A 17,193-nucleotide genomic window follows, 5' to 3' on the forward strand; every position below is an offset into this window, starting at 1 on the left:
AGGGAGAGACCATGACAAGGACCATCACAGCCGCGCTCGCGATCGCCGCCCTTGCCGCAGCGGGGATGCCCGCCGTGGCGCAGATGCGGACCGAGGGGCCGGCGGCGGTCGCAGGGGCCAGGCCCGTCACGATCGAGCGGATCAAGGTCCATGCGCCCTCGATCGCCGGCAATCTGGAGGGCGAGGTGGCCGACCGCGACGTGCTGGTGGTGCTGCCGCCCAGTTACAAGGCGAATCCCAAGCGGCGCTATCCGGTCGTCTATGCTCTGCACGGCTATTCGATCGGGGCGGAGCAATGGACGGGGGAGATCCATGTGCCCCGGACGGTGGAGAACGCCTTCGCGCAGGGCGCGCGGGAGATGATCCTGGTGCTGCCCGATGCCAAGACGGTGCATAACGGGTCGATGTATTCGCGGTCGGTGACGACCGGGGACTTCGAGACCTTCATCGCGCGCGATCTGGTCGCCTATATCGACGAGCATTACCGGACCATCGCGCGGCGGGAGAGCCGGGGTCTCGCCGGCCATTCGATGGGCGGATACGGCACCAGCCGGATCGGGATGAAATATCCCGACCAGTTCGGCGCGCTCTACATGATGAGCCCCTGCTGCCTGTCGGCGCGCAGCATGGCGCAGGCGGACCCGGCGGCGATGAAGGCGCTGGAGGCGGTGAAGTCGCCGACCGATTCGGCGGGGCTGCCCTTCCTGTTGCGGGCGCAGCTGGCGACGGCGGCGGCCTGGTCCCCCAACCCCAGGAACCCGCCACTCTACCTCGACCTGCCGGTCAAGGACGGGGCGGTGCAGGCCGATGTGCTGGCGAAATGGGCGGCCAATGCGCCGCTGGCCTTTGTCGATCAATATGCCGGCAATCTGAAGCGGTACAAGGCGATCGCGATCGATGTCGGCGACAAGGACGGGCTGAAGGCCGACGCGCAGAAACTGCACGAGGTGCTCGACAGCTATGGCATCGGCAACAGCTTCGAGATGTACGAAGGCGACCATACCAACAGAGTTGCATGGCGGTTCCAGGACAAGCTGCTGCCCTTTTTCAGCGCCCATCTGGCGTTCGATTGAGCCGCAATTGGACAGCGAGCTGTACAGCTGTACGCGGTACGCAAATGGTGTGAATGATAACGTTACCATATGAATGAGGCGGAGCGGATGCGGGCAATATGCAAGGGGTGGGCGTCGATCGGACTGGCGGTGGCGGGGGCACAGCCCTTGGCAGCGCTGGCGATGCCGCAGTTGGGACCGATGTTCGGCGATCGAGCGGTGATCCAGCGGGATCATCCGGTCGTCGTGCGCGGGCGGGCCGAGGCGGGAGAAACGGTAACGATAACGCTGGGGGCCGCGTCAAGGCGTTCGGCGGCCGGCCCGGACGGGCGGTTCGAGGTCCGGTTCGATCCCGTTTCGACCGCTGGGCCGATCAGCCTGATCGCGCAAGCGCCTTCGGGCCAGGTCGAGGCGAAGGATGTGGTGGTGGGGGACGTGTTTCTCTGTTCCGGCCAGTCCAACATGGAGATGGAGGTCCGCTTCGCGCAGGATGCGATGGGGCAGATTCGCGGGTCCGCCGACGATCAGCTGCGGCTGATGACGGTGGCCAAGGCGATGGCGGACGAGCCTCGCGCCGATTTCGACAAGCCGCCCGTCTGGAAAGCGGCGAGTCCCGACAGCGTCCCCGAATTTTCGGCCGTCTGCTATTATATGGCGCGCGAGCTTCGCAAAAGCGCGGGTGTGCCGGTGGGCGCGATCGCCAGCAGCTGGGGCGGATCGCAGATCAGCCCGTGGATGGGGGAAGCGGCGCAGGCGGCGGTCGGCCGGTCGGCGCGCACCGCGCTGCTCAAGCGCCATGCGCGCGATCCGATCGACGGCGAGCGCGCGGCCAGCGCCGAATGGGAAAGCTGGTGGCGCAAGGAGACGGGCGACGCGCCAGGCAAGGAGCCGTGGCAGCCGGACGCGGCGATCGACTGGGCCGACATGCCCAAGATCGGGCCATGGGAGGAGTGGGACGTGCCCGCCCTTGCGGCCTATAACGGCATGGTCTGGTTTCGCCGCGACATCACATTGACGGCGGCGCAGGCGAAGCAGGGCGCGACCGTCTCGCTCGGCACGCTGGACGATGTGGGCCGGGTGTGGATCAACGGCAAGCCGGTCGGCATGGGCGCGAAAGCCTGGCAGCCGATGACGCTGACGGTGCCGCCCGGCGTGCTGAAGGCCGGGCACAATGTGCTGATCGCCAATGTGGTGGACAATTATGCCAATGGCGGGCTGCTGGGGCCGGTCGAGGCGATGGTGCTGCGGTTCGGGGGGGGCGATGCGGTGCCGCTGGCGGGCGGATGGCGCTATGCGGTCGCGGCCAAATCGCCGCCGGGTGCGCCGCGCGTGCCGTGGAGCGACGTCACCGGCGTATCGACCCTCTATAATGCGATGATCGCGCCACTGGGACCGATCGGCCTGAAGGGCGTCGCCTGGTATCAGGGCGAATCGGACGTGGACCTGCCCGGCTATGCCGATCGGATGAAGGCGATGGTGGCCGAGTGGCGGGGGCAGTTCGGATCGCCCGACCTGGCCTTCGTGCAGGTGCAGCTTGCCGCCTATGGCAAGCCCGTCACCGGCCCTGGCGAAAGCGGCTGGGCGGCGCTGCGCGACACGCAATATCGCGCGGCGGCGGCGGACGATCATGCGGGACTCGCCACGGCGGTAGACCTGGGCGATCCGTTCGACATCCATCCGGGCGAAAAGCAGGAAGTGGGCCGGCGACTGGCGCGGGTGATGCGGAGCATCGCCTATGGCGAGGGCGGGCCCCAGGAAGGGCCTCAGGCGGCGGGTGCGACCGCGACGAGCGATGGCGGCGTGGCGATTCGCTTCACCGGCGTGACCGGCGGGTTGCGGCTGCGGAGCGCGGCGCAGGCGATCGGATTCGAGCTGTGCGGGGCGGAGGCGGGGTCGTGCCGCTTCGTGGCGGGGCGGATCGAGGGCGACCAGCTGATCCTGCCGGGCGACGGACAGCCGGCGACGCGCGTGCGGCATGGCTGGGCGGATACGCCGATCATCAACCTCTATGACGACACGCCGTTGCCGGTGGGGCCGTTCGAGCTGGCGATCGGGGGGCGGTAAGCGGTTCCCGCCCGGTAATCGGGCGCAGATGGGCACGAGCCGCCGTCAGATGTCGGGCAGCGTCTGGGCGGCGAAGCCCCAGCCTTTGAGCGAGGCCGCACGACCCAGCAGCGTGTCGGCGTCGCGAATCGAAAACGGGTGGGCGTCCTTCATTGTGTCCAGTTCGTCCCAGTCGATCGGGATCGCCACCGGCGCGCCGGGGCGGGCTCGGGCGGAATAGGGGAGAACGGCGGTGCTGCCGCGCTGGTTGCGGAGCCAGTCGATGAAGATCTTGTCCTTGCGCCTGGCCTTGCTCATCGTCGCGACGAAGCGGTCCGGTTCGGCCGCGCTCAGCGCCTGGGCGAAGCGAGAGGCGAAATCCTTGTGCGCGTTCCAGTCATGGCCCGGCGTCAGCGGCACCACGACATGGACGCCCTTGCCGCCCGAAAGCATCGCAAAGGACACGAGGCCGATGTCGGACAGGCGGGCGCGAATGTCCTGCGCGGCGACCTTGACCCGGTCGAAGTCCATGCCCTCGTCCGGGTCGAGGTCGAAGATCATCCGGTCGGGGCGCTCCACCGCATCGGCGCGGCTGGCCCAGCCATGGAATTCGATCGTCCCCATCTGAACGCAGGCGAGCAGTCCTTCAGCGTCCTCGACATAGATATAGTCTTCCGCGCCGCCGTCCTTCTCGCGGATCGGCACCTGATGCACCGCCTTGCCGAAGGCGCCGCTGTCATGCTTTTGAAAGAAGCATTTCTTGGCGCGCCCCTGCGGGCAGCGGACGAGGCTGACCGGGCGGTTGGCGGCGAAGGGCAGCATCAACGGGGCGATGGCGGCATAATAGTCGGCCAGCTCGCCTTTCGTCTGGCCGCTTTCGGGGAAGATGACGCGATCGCGATTGCTGATCTTGACGATCTCGCGCGGCCTGGGTGCGACGGCGGGCTTTTCGGGCTTCACTTCGGTCGCCGTCTTGTCGCCGCGCAGCCCCAGGAAGCTGGCGTGGCGGACGCGGCCTTCGGCGGTGAATTCGGCGAAGGCGATTTCAGCGACGAGTCGCGGCTTCAGCCATGTGACGCCGCGCGACTCGGTGCGGGGCACGCCGGCCGGCGCTTTCTCCACGCTGAGCGGCTGCATCGCCTGGTCGAGTTCCGCCATCAGGTCCGTGTCGAAGCCGGTGCCGACCTTGCCCTTGTAAATGAGGCTCTTGCCCTCATGCTGGGCGAGGAGGAGCGATTTGAACGGGCGGCCGCGCGCGCTGCTGGCGGTCTTGCCGATGATGACGAATTCCTGTCGCCGGGTGCATTTGACCTTCACCCAGTTTTTCGTGCGACCGGCGCGATAGGGGGCGTCGATCCGCTTGGCGATGATCCCTTCCTGCCCCGCGCCGCAGAGCGACTGGAACAGTTGTTCGCCCGCTCCGATCACATGATCGGCGACGCGGACCGGGGGGCTGGCGTCGCGCAGCAGCGCCTCCAGCCGCTCCTTGCGCTCGATCTGGGGGAGAGACGTCATGTCCCTGCCCTCCAGCAAGAGCAGATCGAAGGCGAAGAAATGGAAGGGCGTGTCCTCCCGCTGCGACCCGTGGCCGCGTTTCAGCACGTCCTGAAGCGCGGAGAAGCTGGGATTGCCGTCGGGACCGAAGGCGACGATTTCGCCGTCGATGAGGGCAGCGGGCAGGTCGAGCGCGGCGATGGCGCGGACGAGCGGGCCGAACTTGTCGGTCCAGTCGAGGCCGTTGCGGGTGGAGACGCGCACCTTGCCGCCAGCCACCGCAACGAGCGCGCGATAGCCGTCGAACTTGATCTCGTGCATCCAGTCATTGCCGGCGGGGACGGTATCGACCGGGGTCGCAAGCTGGGGCGGGGCGAAGGCGGGGAGCCTGGCGGCGGCACGGCGGGGTTTCTTTGCCACCTTGGCATTATGGTCGCGGGCGGCCTGCATCTTGTCGCCGAACGCCTTGCCCTTCGCGCCCTTCAAGGACTGCGCCGCGCCCTTGTCCGCGGCGATCTCGGCCATGGAGCGGCCGGTCAGGACGCTGGTGAGCGCGCGTTCGACCAGGACGTCGCCCTCGCCCGCTTCATCGTCGCCGACCTTGCGGAGCAGCCAGTTGTCGCGCTTCTCGCCCGGGCGGCGCTTCATGCGGACGAGCAGCCATTCGCCCTTCATCCGCTCGCCGGCCAGGGTGAAGTGGAGATGGCCGTCCTTGAGGTCGTCGGCGCTCTTGCCCGCGATCGGCACCCAGGTGCCGCGATCCCAGAGCATCACCGTGCCGCCGCCATATTCGCCCTTGGGAATGACGCCTTCGAAATCGCCATAGCTCAGGGGGTGATCCTCGGTCTGGACGGCGAGGCGCTTGTCGGCGGGGTCGATGCTCGGCCCCTTGGTCACCGCCCAGCTTTTGAGGACGCCATCCACCTCCAGCCGAAAGTCCCAGTGGAGGCGCGTGGCGTCATGCTTCTGCACGACGAAGCTATTGCCGCTGCGCTTCGCCAGCTCGCCCTTGGGCTCCTTCGTGCGGGTGAAGTCGCGCTTGGCGTTGTAGTCGGCGAGCGGGCTTTTGGCGGCCATCACGCCTCGTCCTTAGGCAGGAGCCAGCGATCTTCCACCACGCGCAGCAGGGTCAGCATCACGACGGCGACGATCGCGGCGCTTATCACCAGCGGCCATTGGCCCGCCCCGCAGGCAATGCCGATCATGGCGGCGAGCCAGACATGGGCGGCGGTGGTCAGATTCTTGACCTTGCCCCGGTTGAAGACGATGAGGCCGGCCGCGATGATGCCGGTGAAGGCGGCCGACGCCTCGAACACGCGGAGCGGGTCGATATTGCCTTCGGCGCCGCCCATCTGCTTATGAAGGGCGATGGCGCTGATTGTCATCAGCGCGCAGGTGAAGCACAGAATGCCGTGGGTGCGAAAGCCCGCCGCATGGCCGCGCAGTTCGCGGTCGAGACCGAGCAGCAGCCCCAGCAGCGCCGCCGCGCCGAGCCGCAGCAGGATCGGCCCGTCGATCAGATGAAGAGGTGTGGCCGGGTTGAGCTCCATGGCGTCACGCACTCTTGCGTTTCGCCGGTGCGCGGGGCTTGGCGGGGGCCTTCTTGGCCGGGGCTTTCTTTGCCGGGGCAGGCTTGGCGGTGTCGCCGACCGATTTCTTGAGCGCGGCCATCAGGTCGATGACGTTGCCGCCGCGGGCGGCGGAGGCATCGTCCTCTTCCTCGATGACGCGCTTGCCCTTGGCCTTCTGCTTTTTCTCGATCAGGCGGTGGAGCGCATCGACATAGCGGTCGTGAAATTCCTCCGGGCGGAAGGGCGCGGTCTTCTTGTCGATGATCGCGGTGGCGAGGTCGAGCAGGTCGGGATCGGCCTTCTGATCGGGGATCGAAGCGAAATATTTCTGCGCCTTGGTGACTTCGTCGGCGTAGCGCAGGATTTCGAGGATCAGCCCCTTGCCGCAGGGTTTCAGAGAAACGAGCTGCTCCCGCCCGCGTACCGAAAGTTGGCCGAGCCCGACCTTGCGGGTTTCGCGCAGCGCGTCGCGCAGCACGGCATAAGCTTCCTCCGCAAGGTCATCGGCCGGCAGCACGAAATAGGGTTTTTCGTAATACAGGACGTCGATCGCATCGGCCTCGACGAACTGGACGAGATCGAGCGTCTTGCGGCTCTCGATCTTGACCGCCTCGATCTCGTCGTCCTCCAGCAGCACATAATTGCCCTTGGAGACTTCATACCCCTTGATGATGTCGTCGCTGTCGACCGGGCCGACGCCCTGCACCACTTTTTCATAGCGGATGCGCTTGCCGGTGGGCTCGTGAATCTGGTTGAAGGCGACCGCGGCGCCCGAACGGGTCGCGGGGTAGATTTCCACCGGGATCGAAACCAGCGCCAACCTGATCTGACCCTGCCAATATGCGCGCGCTGCCATGCCATGAACCTCCGATCCGTTCAGCGCGCCGCCCGCGCGGAAGTTCCGTTACGGGACCGATTCGGGCGGCAGGATGCGGCGCTGCGCCGGATCGTGGCCGTCATGCGCCTGACATAGGACTCGGCGATTGCGTCGATCGGTCAGAGCGATATTCTCGGTTTTACGCTCCCGCAGAATGCCGCCTAGAATGTTGCCACGAACGCTTTGAGGAGACAGTGCCATGGACGCCAAGACCACCGACCCGCTGGGCGGTTGCCCGATGAAGGAAAAGGGGGCGCTCAGGACGCTGCTGGGCCGCACCAACCGCGATTGGTGGCCCAATCAGCTTTCGCTCGACATCTTGCAGCAGAACGGCCTGTCGGGCGACCCGATGGGCGAGGATTTCGACTATGCCGCCGAATTCAAGATGCTCGACCTCGCGGCGGTGAAGGCGGACCTGACCGCGCTGATGACCGACAGCCAGCCCTGGTGGCCGGCCGACTATGGACATTATGGCCCCTTCTTCATCCGCATGGCGTGGCATTCGGCCGGCACCTATCGCACCGGGGACGGGCGTGGCGGCGCATCGTCGGGATCGCAGCGCTTCGCCCCGCTCAACAGCTGGCCGGACAATGGCAATCTCGACAAGGCGCGGCGGCTGCTGTGGCCGATCAAGCAGAAATATGGCCGGAAGCTGAGCTGGGCCGACCTCATGATCCTGGCCGGCAATGTCGCGATCGAATCGATGGGCGGGCCGGTGTTCGGCTTCGGCGGCGGGCGCAAGGACGTGTTCGAGCCTGAGAAGGACATCTACTGGGGCACCGAGGAGCAATGGGTCGGCAGCGAAGGCAGCCTGACCCGGATCGACGAGGAGGAGGGCCGCGCGCTGGAAAGCCCGCTCGCCGCGATCCAGATGGGCCTCATCTACGTCAATCCCGAAGGGCCGGGTGGCAAGCCCGATGCGCTGCAATCGGCGCGCGACATCCGTGAGACCTTCGCGCGGATGGGCATGAACGACGAGGAGACCGTGGCGCTGACGGCGGGCGGCCATACCTTTGGCAAGGCGCATGGCGCGGGCGACGCAAGCCTGGTGGGCGCGGAGCCCGAGGGCGCGGACATCGCGCAGCAGGGCCTCGGCTGGCATAGCGGGCATGAGAGCGGCATGGGCGATCACACGATCACCAGCGGCATCGAGGGATCGTGGACGCCGACCCCCATCACATGGGACATGACCTATTTCGACATGCTGCTCGACCATGAATATGAGCTGGTCCGCAGCCCCGCCGGCGCGAAGCAGTGGCAGCCGGTCGGCAACCCGCCCGAGACGCTCGCGCCCAAGGCGCATACGCCCGGCGTCAAGGTGCCCACGATGATGACCACCGCCGACATGGCGATGAAGGTCGATCCCCAATATCGGGCGATCATGGACAGGTTCCGGGCCGATCCCGCCTATTTCGCCGACGCCTTCGCTCGCGCCTGGTTCAAGCTGACCCACCGCGACATGGGGCCGAAGGCGCGTTACCTGGGGCCGGACGTGCCGACGGAAGACCTGATCTGGCAAGATCCCCTGCCCGCTCCCGTCCATCCGACGCTGAGCGACGCCGATGTCGCGGCGCTGAAGGACAAGATCGCGGCGGCGGGCCTGTCGGTGCAGGATCTGATCAAGACCGCCTGGGCGAGCGCCGTCACCTACCGCCGGTCGGACCATCGCGGCGGCGCGAACGGCGCGCGCATCCGGCTGGCGCCGCAGAAGGACTGGGACGTGAACGAGCCCGCCGAGCTGGCGCGGGTGCTGAGCGTCTATGAAGGGATCGCGCGGGAGGCCGGCAATGTCTCGGTCGCCGACCTGATCGTGCTGGGCGGCAGCGTGGGCATCGAGGCCGCAGCGAAGGCGGCGGGCCATGACCTGACCGTGCCCTTCACGCCGGGCCGGGTCGATGCGACCGACGAGCAGACCGACGCGGAAGGCTTCGAGGTGCTGGAGCCCAAGGCGGACGGCTTCCGCAACTATCTCCAGGTGCGGTTCAACGTGCCGACCGAGGAGCTGCTGGTCGACCGGGCGCAGCTTCTGGGCCTGTCCGCCCCGGAAATGACGGTCCTTGTCGGCGGCCTGCGGGTGCTGGGCGCGAACCATGGCGGGTCCAGGCATGGCGTTTTCACGACCCGCGTCGGGCAGCTGACCAACGACTTCTTCGTCAACCTGCTCGACATGAATACCGCGTGGAAGCAGGTGGACGACGAAGCCGACGAGACCTTCCTCGGCTCCGACCGGGGGAGCGGGGAGCAGCGCTGGACCGCGACCCGCACCGATCTCGCCTTCGGGTCAAACTCGCAGCTGCGGGCGCTGTCCGAAGTCTATGCGTCGGCCGATGCGGGCGGGAAGTTCGTGAAGGACTTCGTCGCCGCCTGGGTCAAGGTGATGAACGCGGATCGCTTCGACCGTATCGCCTGACTTGACCGAACAGCGAGTGGGACAGCTCTTTGGCGGTTTCGTGCCAGAGAGTTGTTCCATTTTCTGGAACAGTGTGAGTGAATTTATACGGATAAATACTGTCACGATCGTCGGCTACCAGGGAGGCACGCCGGGCGATCCGGTGGCTTGCCTCTCAAGAAAAGGACCATGCCATGACCAACTTCGTGACCACCAAGGACGGCGTCGACATCTTCTACAAGGACTGGGGCGCGAAGGACGCTCAGCCGATCATGTTCCACCATGGCTGGCCGCTGTCGGCCGACGATTGGGACATCCAGATGCTGTTCTTCCTGTCCAAGGGCTATCGCGTCGTAGCCCATGATCGACGCGGCCATGGCCGGTCGGCGCAGGTCGATACGGGGCATGACATGGCGCATTATGCCGCGGACGCCGCCGCGGTCGCGGAGCATCTCGATCTGAAAAACGCCATCCATATCGGCCATTCGACCGGCGGCGGCGAAGTCGCAGCCTATGTCGCGCGCCATGGGATTCCCGCCGGCCGGGTCGCCAAGGCGGTGCTGGTAAGCGCCGTGCCGCCGATCATGCTCAAGACCGATCGCTACCCCGGCGGCCTGCCGATGGACGTGTTCGACGGGCTGCGCGCTGGCCTGGCCGCGAACCGCAGCCAGTTCTTCCGCGATGTCGCGAGCGGTCCCTTCTACGGCTATAATCGCGAGAACGCGGACGTGAAGCCCGCCGTGATCGACAATTGGTGGCGGCAGGGCATGATGGGCAGCGCGCTTGCCCATTATGAGGGGATCAAGGCCTTTTCCGAGACCGACCAGACCGATGACCTGAAGGCGATCAGCGTGCCCACGCTGGTGCTGCATGGCGACGACGATCAGGTCGTGCCCTACAAGAATGCGGGCGTGCTCCAGGCTGAGATCCTGCCGGACGCGGAGCTGAAAATCTACGAGGGCTATTCGCACGGGATGCTGACGGTGAACGCCGATGTGCTGAACGCCGACATATTGGCCTTCATCCAGAAGTAGCAGGACGTGAAGGAGAGGGGGCGGGCCGGGTAGCGCCGTGTCGCCCCCTTCCCGAGGGAAACCGCCCTATCCCGCTGCCTGATCCGCGCGCGCGAAGCGCATCTTGTCGGAGGCGCTGGCGTCGGGGAGCAGGAAATCGACCTTGCCCCGGCCGAAGTCGATCGCCACCCGGTCGAAGATCCGCAGCGCGCTGATGCCGAGCAGCAGCGCGGGCTTGTCCTGCATCCCCAGCTCGGCGAAGGGGCTGGCGTCGGCGAAGAGCACCGGCACCTGGACGAGGTTGACCCGGCCCATACGCACCGATTTGATGCTGGCGACCTGCCCGGTGAGCTTGCCGCCGGTCACGCTGGTCAGCGTCGTGTCGAACAGGTCGGGCGAACGCTTGCGGGTCATCAGCTTGTCGCGCAGCGCCAGATTGCCGATGCTGTAGTTGGTGCCCGTGTCGAGCATGATGTTGACCCGCATCCCGTTCACTTCGGAATCGAGCAGGATCAGCTGGCCGCGCTTGCGCCTTGCCTCCACGACGATCGTGCCGGGATCGACCCGCGCGGCGCGGCGGGCGTTGCTGCTGGCGATTTCCATGCGGCCGGTGCGGAAATTGAGCGTCACCCGCTTGGCGTGGAGGCTGTCGAGACCCAGCAGCCCCGGTGCCCCGAGATGCTCGCCCTCCAGCACCGGGGCGACGATATCGTCCACCGTGCCGCCGCCGAAGGCCAGGTTGGGGACCGCGACCGTGCCGGCTTCCGACCGGCCGGTCATGCTGATGATGGTGACGGTTTCCCTGGACGGCAGGGCGAGCTGCCGCGCCAGGTCGCGGGCGACGACGGTGCGCTGCGATCCGGTGTCGATGATGAAGTTCCACGGCCCCTTGCCGTCGATGGAAATGGGGATGGTGACGCGATCGTCCGTGTCGGTCGTGGTGCGGACCACGGCGGGCGGCTGGGCCGGATCGAGCAGCGGCGCGTCCTGCGCGGCCAGCGGCGTTGCGGCGAGCGCCAGCAGGATGCCCGGCCAGACGGCGATCCGCGCCATATCCTCATCCTTTCATTTTTCTTGGCGTCCCTTATATCATGGATGCGGACTGTCGCGCCAGCGGCACATTCCGCACGATTTACCGCCCTTTCCCGCCTTGACTTGCGGGGCAGCGGGCCGTTAAACGCGACATTATCCACCCGCCCGTCCGGCGCGGGAACCGGCGGGCGTCCTGTCCGCTTCTCTCCTCACCCTTTTGCGCCCATCTCCATCTTCTCCATCGGACCAGTTCGCACATGCATCTCAAGGATCTCAAGAAACAAGCGCCCGCAGACCTCGTCACCATGGCGGAGGAGCTGGGCGTCGAAGGCGCATCGACGCTGCGGAAGCAGGATCTGATGTTCGCGATCCTGAAGGCCGAGGCGGAAAATGGCGAGCAGATCATGGGCGAGGGCACGATCGAGGTGCTGCCTGACGGCTTCGGTTTCCTGCGGTCGCCCGAAGCCAATTTCCTGGCCGGTCCCGACGACATCTATGTGTCGCCCAATCAGGTCCGCAAGTTCGGGCTGCGGACGGGCGACACGGTCGAGGGCGAAATTCGCGCGCCCAAGGATGGCGAGCGCTATTTCGCGCTGACCAAGCTCAACACCGTCAATTTCGACGATCCCGACGCCGTGCGCCATCGCGTCAATTTCGACAATCTGACGCCGCTCTATCCCGAACAGAAGCTGCGGCTCGACACGCTCGATCCGACGATCAAGGACAAGTCGGCGCGGGTCATCGACATCGTCAGCCCGCAGGGCAAGGGTCAGCGCACGCTGATCGTCGCGCCGCCGCGCGTCGGCAAGACAGTGATGCTCCAGAACATCGCCAAGGCAATCACCGACAATCATCCCGAAGTCTTCCTGATCGTGCTGCTGATCGACGAGCGGCCGGAGGAAGTCACCGACATGCAGCGCAGCGTGAAGGGCGAGGTCGTGTCCTCCACCTTCGACGAGCCCGCCACCCGCCACGTCCAGGTCGCCGAAATGGTGATCGAGAAGGCCAAGCGGCTGGTCGAGCACAAGAAGGACGTGGTGATCCTGCTCGATTCGATCACCCGCCTGGGCCGGGCCTACAACACCGTGGTGCCCTCTTCCGGCAAGGTGCTGACCGGCGGTGTCGACGCCAATGCGCTCCAGCGGCCCAAGCGCTTCTTCGGCGCGGCACGCAATATCGAGGAGGGCGGGTCGCTCTCGATCATCGCCACCGCGCTGATCGACACGGGCAGCCGCATGGACGAGGTCATCTTCGAAGAGTTCAAGGGCACCGGCAATTCGGAAATCGTGCTGGACCGCAAGGTCGCGGACAAGCGCATCTTCCCCGCGCTGGATGTCGGCAAGTCGGGCACCCGCAAGGAAGAGCTGCTGGTCGACAAGCCGACACTCAGCAAGATGTGGGTGCTGCGCCGCATCCTGATGCAGATGGGCACGATCGATGCGATGGAATTCCTGCTCGACAAGATGAAGGATTCCAAGACCAACGAGGATTTCTTCGCGACCATGAACCAGTAAGCGGAAGGGAGGCCAGGCCGCGATGTTCGACCTTCTCGCCACGGCCGCTTCCGCTGCCCAGGGCATCGGATCGCCCGCCGATATATGGCAGCATATCGTCCATGATTTCAGCAATATAACATCGCCATCCGCGCTGTCCGCGTTCGTGCAGGTGCTGATGATCGACGTGCTGCTGGCGGGCGACAATGCGATCGTCGTCGGCGCGCTGGCGGCGGGGCTGCCGGCTGATCAGCGCAAGAAGGTGATCCTGATCGGCATCCTTGCCGCGCTGGTCCTTCGCATCGCATTCGCGCTGGTGGTGAGCCAGTTGATGCAGATCGTGGGCCTGATCCTGGCGGGCGGGCTATTGTTGCTGTGGGTCAGCTGGAAGATGTGGCGCGAGCTGCATCCCAAGCGCGGAGCGGACACGCCCAACGACGCGAGCGACGATGATGTGTCGGGCCTGCGCCCGGCCAAGAGTTTTGCCGGCGCGGCTTGGGCAGTCGCGGTCGCAGACGTGTCGATGAGCCTCGACAATGTGCTGGCGGTCGCCGGGGCGGCGCGCGAGCATCCGGGCATCTTGATGATCGGGCTGGTGCTGTCGGTCGCGCTGATGGGCATCGCCGCCAATGTGATCGCCCATTATATCGAGCGGTTCCGCTGGATCGCTTATCTGGGCCTGGCCGTCATCATCTATGTCGCGGTCAAGATGATCTATGATGGCTTTGTCGACCATCAGGTCGGGATATTGACGCTGTTCGCCTGACCGGGCGACGCGGCGGAAAAAAGGGGACGGCGTCGGGTGACGCCGTCCCCTTTTTCATGGGCTGTCGGATCAGGGAACCAGTATCGTCGCGCCGGTGGTCTGGCGGGATTCCAGCGCGCGATGGGCGTCGGCGGCGTCCGCCAAGGCGAAACGCTGGCCAATCACCGGCTTGATCGTGCCATCGGCCATCCGATCGAACAGGCGGGCGGCGGTATGGTCGAGTTCGGCCCGCGTCGCCACATAGTCGAACATGGTGGGGCGGGTGACATAGAGCGATCCGCCCCGCGCCAGTTCCAGCAGGCTGATCGGCGGCACGGCGCCCGAAGCGTTGCCATAGCTGACCATCAGCCCGCGTTTGCGCAGGCTGGCGAGCGAGGCGGTCCAGCTATCCCTGCCGACGCCGTCATAGACGATATCGACGCCCGCGCCGCCGGTCAGCGCGCGGACTTCGGCGGCAAGCGTGTCGAGGGGGCCGTGGAGGCTATGGTCAGCCGTCACCCGCGCCGCCTTTTCGGGCGATCCGCTATGGGCGATGACGATCACGCCCTTGGCCCGCAGCCAGGGGACGAGGACCGAGCCGACCCCGCCCGCGGCGGCATGGACGAGTGCGACCTGCCCCGCATCCAATGACGCGATATCTTCGGCCAGGAAGCAGGCGGTCATGCCCTTCAGCATCATCGCGGCGGCGTCTTCATAGGCGATCGCGTCGGGCAGGTGGACAAGATGCGCGGCAGCGACACGCCAGTGGGTGCAATAGCTGCCCCGCGCGGTGCCGCTCGCGACCCGGTCGCCCAGTTTGAAGTCGGCGACGCCAGGACCGATGGCAACGACGCGGCCCGCCCCCTCGAAGCCGGGCGTGAAGGGAAGGTCGGCGGGATAGAGGCCGGTGCGGAAATAGGTGTCGATATAGTTGAGGCCGACCGCCTCGACCGCCACCAGCACCTCGCCTTCGCCCGGTTCACCCGGATCGAAGTTTTCGCGGACCAGCGCCTCTGGCCCGCCATGCGCCCGGACGACAACCCGCCACGGCATTTCGCTCATGCAAGATGCTCCGCGAAGAAATCGGCGGTGCGGCGATCGGCCAGTTCCGCCGCTTCGTCCACGCGGCGATTGCCGGTTTCCGCCGCAAAGCCATGGTCGAGTCCCTCATAATCATAGAGGGTGACGTGGCGATTGTCCTTCAATCCTTCGTGCATCGCCTTTTGCGTGTCGGCGGGAACGAAGCCATCGTTGGTCGGGATATGCAGCATCAGGGGCTTGCCGATGGCGTGCTGCTCACCCAGCAGCCCGTCGATGCCGACCCCATAATAGCCGACGAAGGCGTCGCCATCGGTGCGGCAGGCGGCCATGAAGGCGAGCCGACCGCCCAGGCAATAGCCGACCAGCCCGACCTTGCCGGCGCCGCCTATCTTCGCGCGGGCCGCCTTGATCGTCGCCTCCAGATCGCGGATACCCTGGTCCTGGTTGAATTTGGGGAAGAGGCCGAGCGCCTGGCTCATTTCTTCGGGCACGTCGGCGTCGAGTTCGATATGCGGTTCGATCCGCCAGAAGAGATCGGGGGCGATGGCGAGATAGCCGGCCTTCGCCCAATTGTCGCATTTCTGGCGGATGCCGTCGTTGACCCCGAAGATTTCCTGGATGACGACGATGGCGGCGGACGGCTCGCCTTCCGGGGTTGCGACATAGGCGTCGAATTGCGCGCCGCCCTCCAGCGTGGTGACAGGTGTGAACTCGCCCATTGCCATTCCTTTCATGCGATGCGGTCAGGCCGCATATTGAGCGCTGGCAGGCGCGGCGCAACCTTCTTCTCCCTTAACAATTTGCCTTTTGGGCGCGACCTGCGGCATGACGGCGTAAAGCAGCGCCGCACAGGGAAGGGCAGCAGGATGAAAGTCACCGTCGATGTGGATTGCACCCCGGCCGAAGCGCGATCCTTTCTGGGCCTGCCCGATGTGACGCCCATCCATGACAAATATATCAAGACGATGCTCGACAGCTTCGATGGGATCGGCAGCGTCGAGCAGATGGAAACGCTGTTCAAGAGCTTCTCTCCGCTGGGTGACGCCGGAATGCGGCTGTTCCAGCAGATGATGAATGTCGGGCTGGCCGGCATGGGCGGCGGCAAGGACGACAAGAAGTAGGTCATATGGCGCAGCACGGGGGCGACACGATTTTCGCCCTGTCGAGCGGCGCGCCGCCGGCGGGGATCGCCGTCATCCGGGTGAGCGGGCCGCAGGCGCGCGGCGCGCTGGAGGCGCTGGCGGGGCGGGTGCCGCCGCCGCGCGTGGCGAGCCTGGGGCTGCTGAAAGACCCGGCGGATGGCAGCGCGCTGGACCGCGCCTTGCTGTTGTGGTTGCCCGGACCCGCGACGGCGACGGGCGAGGATATCGCGGAGTTCCATTGCCATGGCGGGCGCGCGGTCGTGGCGGCGGTGGAGGGGGCATTGGCGGGTCTGCCGGGATTGCGGCGGGCCGCACCGGGCGAGTTTACCCGGCGCGCCTTCGACAATGGACGGATGGACCTGAATGCGGTCGAGGGTCTGTCCGACCTGCTCGCCGCCGAAACCCAGTCGCAGCGGCGCGCAGCGATGGCGATGGCCGAAGGGCATTTCTCCCGCCGGGTGGACGAATGGCGGCGGCATTTGCTGGATCTGTCGGCAATGGCGGAAGCGGCGCTCGATTTTTCCGATGAGGGTGATGTGCCCAATGCCGAGATCGAGGAGCGGATCGGCGAGGGGATAAGGGCACTGGCCGCCGAGGTCGCGGCCGTGGCCGCAATGCCTTCGGCAGAGCGGCTGCGCGACGGCGTCCGCGTGGTGCTGGCAGGTCCGCCCAATGCGGGCAAGTCAACGCTGCTCAATGCGCTGGTAGGGCGCGAGGCGGCGATCGTGTCGGACATTGCCGGGACGACGCGCGACCGGATCGAGGTTCCGGTGGCGATTGACGGGATCGCCTATCTGTTCACGGATACGGCGGGATTGCGGGACGACACGGGCGACGCGATCGAGGCGATCGGGATGGACCGGGCGCGGGCGGCGCTGGACGCGGCGGACATCATCCTGTGGCTGGGCGATGCGGCCGATGCGCCGCGGGAGGACGCGGTTATAGTTGCGGCACAAAGCGATAGAGAGCGGAGCGCCCGGCCAGGGCTTTCCTTGTCGGCGCTGACCGGCGAGGGGATGGGCGAATTGCGCGCTTTGCTGCATCGGCGGGCTTCGTCGCTGTTGCCTGGCGAGGGCGAATATGCGCTGAATGCTCGACTTAGACAGCGAGTTGTACAGCTGTTAGGGCATATCCAGGCGGCGGGGTCCGCGGATGATTTGCTTGTGGCGGCCGAAGAGTTGCGACTTGCGCGCGGTGCCGTCGACGCGATCAGCGGGCAGGCCGGCACCGAGGACATGCTCGACCGGCTATTTTCAGGTTTCTGTATCGGCAAATGAGCATGTTCCACGTGGAACGCTTTT

General features: G+C 66.3%; 14 protein-coding genes. 8 read left to right on the top strand and 6 right to left on the bottom strand.

What is annotated here, in order from left to right:
- Nucleotides 1-11: 11 nt before the first annotated feature.
- Complete coding sequence (locus tag ACETPF_RS18490) at nt 12-1,073, top strand: alpha/beta hydrolase (protein WP_373936078.1); 1,062 nt, start codon at nt 12-14, stop codon at nt 1,071-1,073.
- 87 nt (nt 1,074-1,160) lie between these two features.
- Nucleotides 1,161-3,116, top strand: coding sequence for a sialate O-acetylesterase (locus tag ACETPF_RS18495; protein ID WP_373936079.1), 1,956 nt, complete (start codon nt 1,161-1,163; stop codon nt 3,114-3,116).
- A 45-nt stretch (nt 3,117-3,161) separates the two neighbouring features.
- Here ACETPF_RS18495 and ligD read toward each other — a convergent pair whose 3' ends face one another.
- From ligD to ku, 3 genes are read right to left on the bottom strand one after another with little or no spacing between them, the layout of a single operon-like run.
- Complete coding sequence (gene ligD, locus ACETPF_RS18500) at nt 3,162-5,666, bottom strand: DNA ligase D (protein ID WP_373936080.1); 2,505 nt, start codon at nt 5,664-5,666, stop codon at nt 3,162-3,164.
- The gene (locus tag ACETPF_RS18505; RefSeq protein ID WP_373936081.1) at nt 5,666-6,139 is read right to left on the bottom strand and encodes an MgtC/SapB family protein; all 474 of its coding nucleotides are present in this window, start codon (nt 6,137-6,139) and stop codon (nt 5,666-5,668) included. The genes ligD and ACETPF_RS18505 overlap by 1 nt, the downstream gene beginning before the upstream one ends.
- Before the next feature lie 4 nt (nt 6,140-6,143).
- A complete protein-coding gene (gene ku / locus ACETPF_RS18510) occupies nt 6,144-7,016 on the bottom strand; it encodes a non-homologous end joining protein Ku (RefSeq protein ID WP_373936082.1) in 873 nt (290 codons plus the stop codon).
- A gap of 220 nt (nt 7,017-7,236) precedes the next feature.
- Here ku and katG point away from each other — a divergent pair, with 220 nt between their 5' ends.
- Together katG and ACETPF_RS18520 are read left to right on the top strand one after the other, a co-directional pair.
- Complete coding sequence (katG, locus tag ACETPF_RS18515) at nt 7,237-9,447, top strand: catalase/peroxidase HPI (protein WP_373936083.1); 2,211 nt, start codon at nt 7,237-7,239, stop codon at nt 9,445-9,447.
- 173 nt (nt 9,448-9,620) lie between these two features.
- On the top strand, nt 9,621-10,460 hold the full coding sequence (locus ACETPF_RS18520; RefSeq protein WP_373936084.1) for an alpha/beta fold hydrolase: 840 nt from the start codon (nt 9,621-9,623) through the stop codon (nt 10,458-10,460).
- 66 nt (nt 10,461-10,526) lie between these two features.
- Here ACETPF_RS18520 and ACETPF_RS18525 read toward each other — a convergent pair whose 3' ends face one another.
- Nucleotides 10,527-11,492: an aspartyl protease family protein gene (locus ACETPF_RS18525; protein WP_373936085.1), complete on the bottom strand. Its 966-nt coding sequence runs from the start codon at nt 11,490-11,492 to the stop codon at nt 10,527-10,529.
- A gap of 236 nt (nt 11,493-11,728) precedes the next feature.
- On the opposite strand from ACETPF_RS18525, the gene rho reads away from it, so the two are divergent.
- Both rho and ACETPF_RS18535 read left to right on the top strand, forming a co-directional pair.
- Nucleotides 11,729-12,985, top strand: coding sequence for a transcription termination factor Rho (gene rho, locus ACETPF_RS18530; protein WP_328275617.1), 1,257 nt, complete (start codon nt 11,729-11,731; stop codon nt 12,983-12,985).
- 22 nt (nt 12,986-13,007) lie between these two features.
- Nucleotides 13,008-13,730, top strand: a complete 723-nt coding sequence (locus ACETPF_RS18535; RefSeq protein WP_373936086.1) for a YjbE family putative metal transport protein — start codon at nt 13,008-13,010, stop codon at nt 13,728-13,730.
- Between the two features lie 69 nt (nt 13,731-13,799).
- On the opposite strand, the gene ACETPF_RS18540 is transcribed toward ACETPF_RS18535, so the two are convergent.
- Both ACETPF_RS18540 and ACETPF_RS18545 read right to left on the bottom strand, forming a co-directional pair.
- Nucleotides 13,800-14,771, bottom strand: a complete 972-nt coding sequence (locus tag ACETPF_RS18540; RefSeq protein ID WP_373936087.1) for a quinone oxidoreductase family protein — start codon at nt 14,769-14,771, stop codon at nt 13,800-13,802.
- The gene (locus ACETPF_RS18545; protein ID WP_373936088.1) at nt 14,768-15,469 is read right to left on the bottom strand and encodes a dienelactone hydrolase family protein; all 702 of its coding nucleotides are present in this window, start codon (nt 15,467-15,469) and stop codon (nt 14,768-14,770) included. Before ACETPF_RS18545 ends, ACETPF_RS18540 begins: the two co-directional genes overlap by 4 nt.
- 147 nt (nt 15,470-15,616) lie before the next feature.
- Between ACETPF_RS18545 and ACETPF_RS18550 the strand changes: the two genes are divergently transcribed.
- A complete protein-coding gene (locus ACETPF_RS18550) occupies nt 15,617-15,871 on the top strand; it encodes a DUF6489 family protein (RefSeq protein WP_373936089.1) in 255 nt (84 codons plus the stop codon).
- A gap of 5 nt (nt 15,872-15,876) precedes the next feature.
- Nucleotides 15,877-17,169: a tRNA uridine-5-carboxymethylaminomethyl(34) synthesis GTPase MnmE gene (mnmE, locus tag ACETPF_RS18555; protein WP_373936090.1), complete on the top strand. Its 1,293-nt coding sequence runs from the start codon at nt 15,877-15,879 to the stop codon at nt 17,167-17,169.
- Nucleotides 17,170-17,193 lie beyond the last annotated feature (24 nt).

Origin of the sequence: Sphingobium agrisoli, from assembly GCF_041877245.1 — a bacterium.
Taxonomy (GTDB): domain Bacteria; phylum Pseudomonadota; class Alphaproteobacteria; order Sphingomonadales; family Sphingomonadaceae; genus Sphingobium.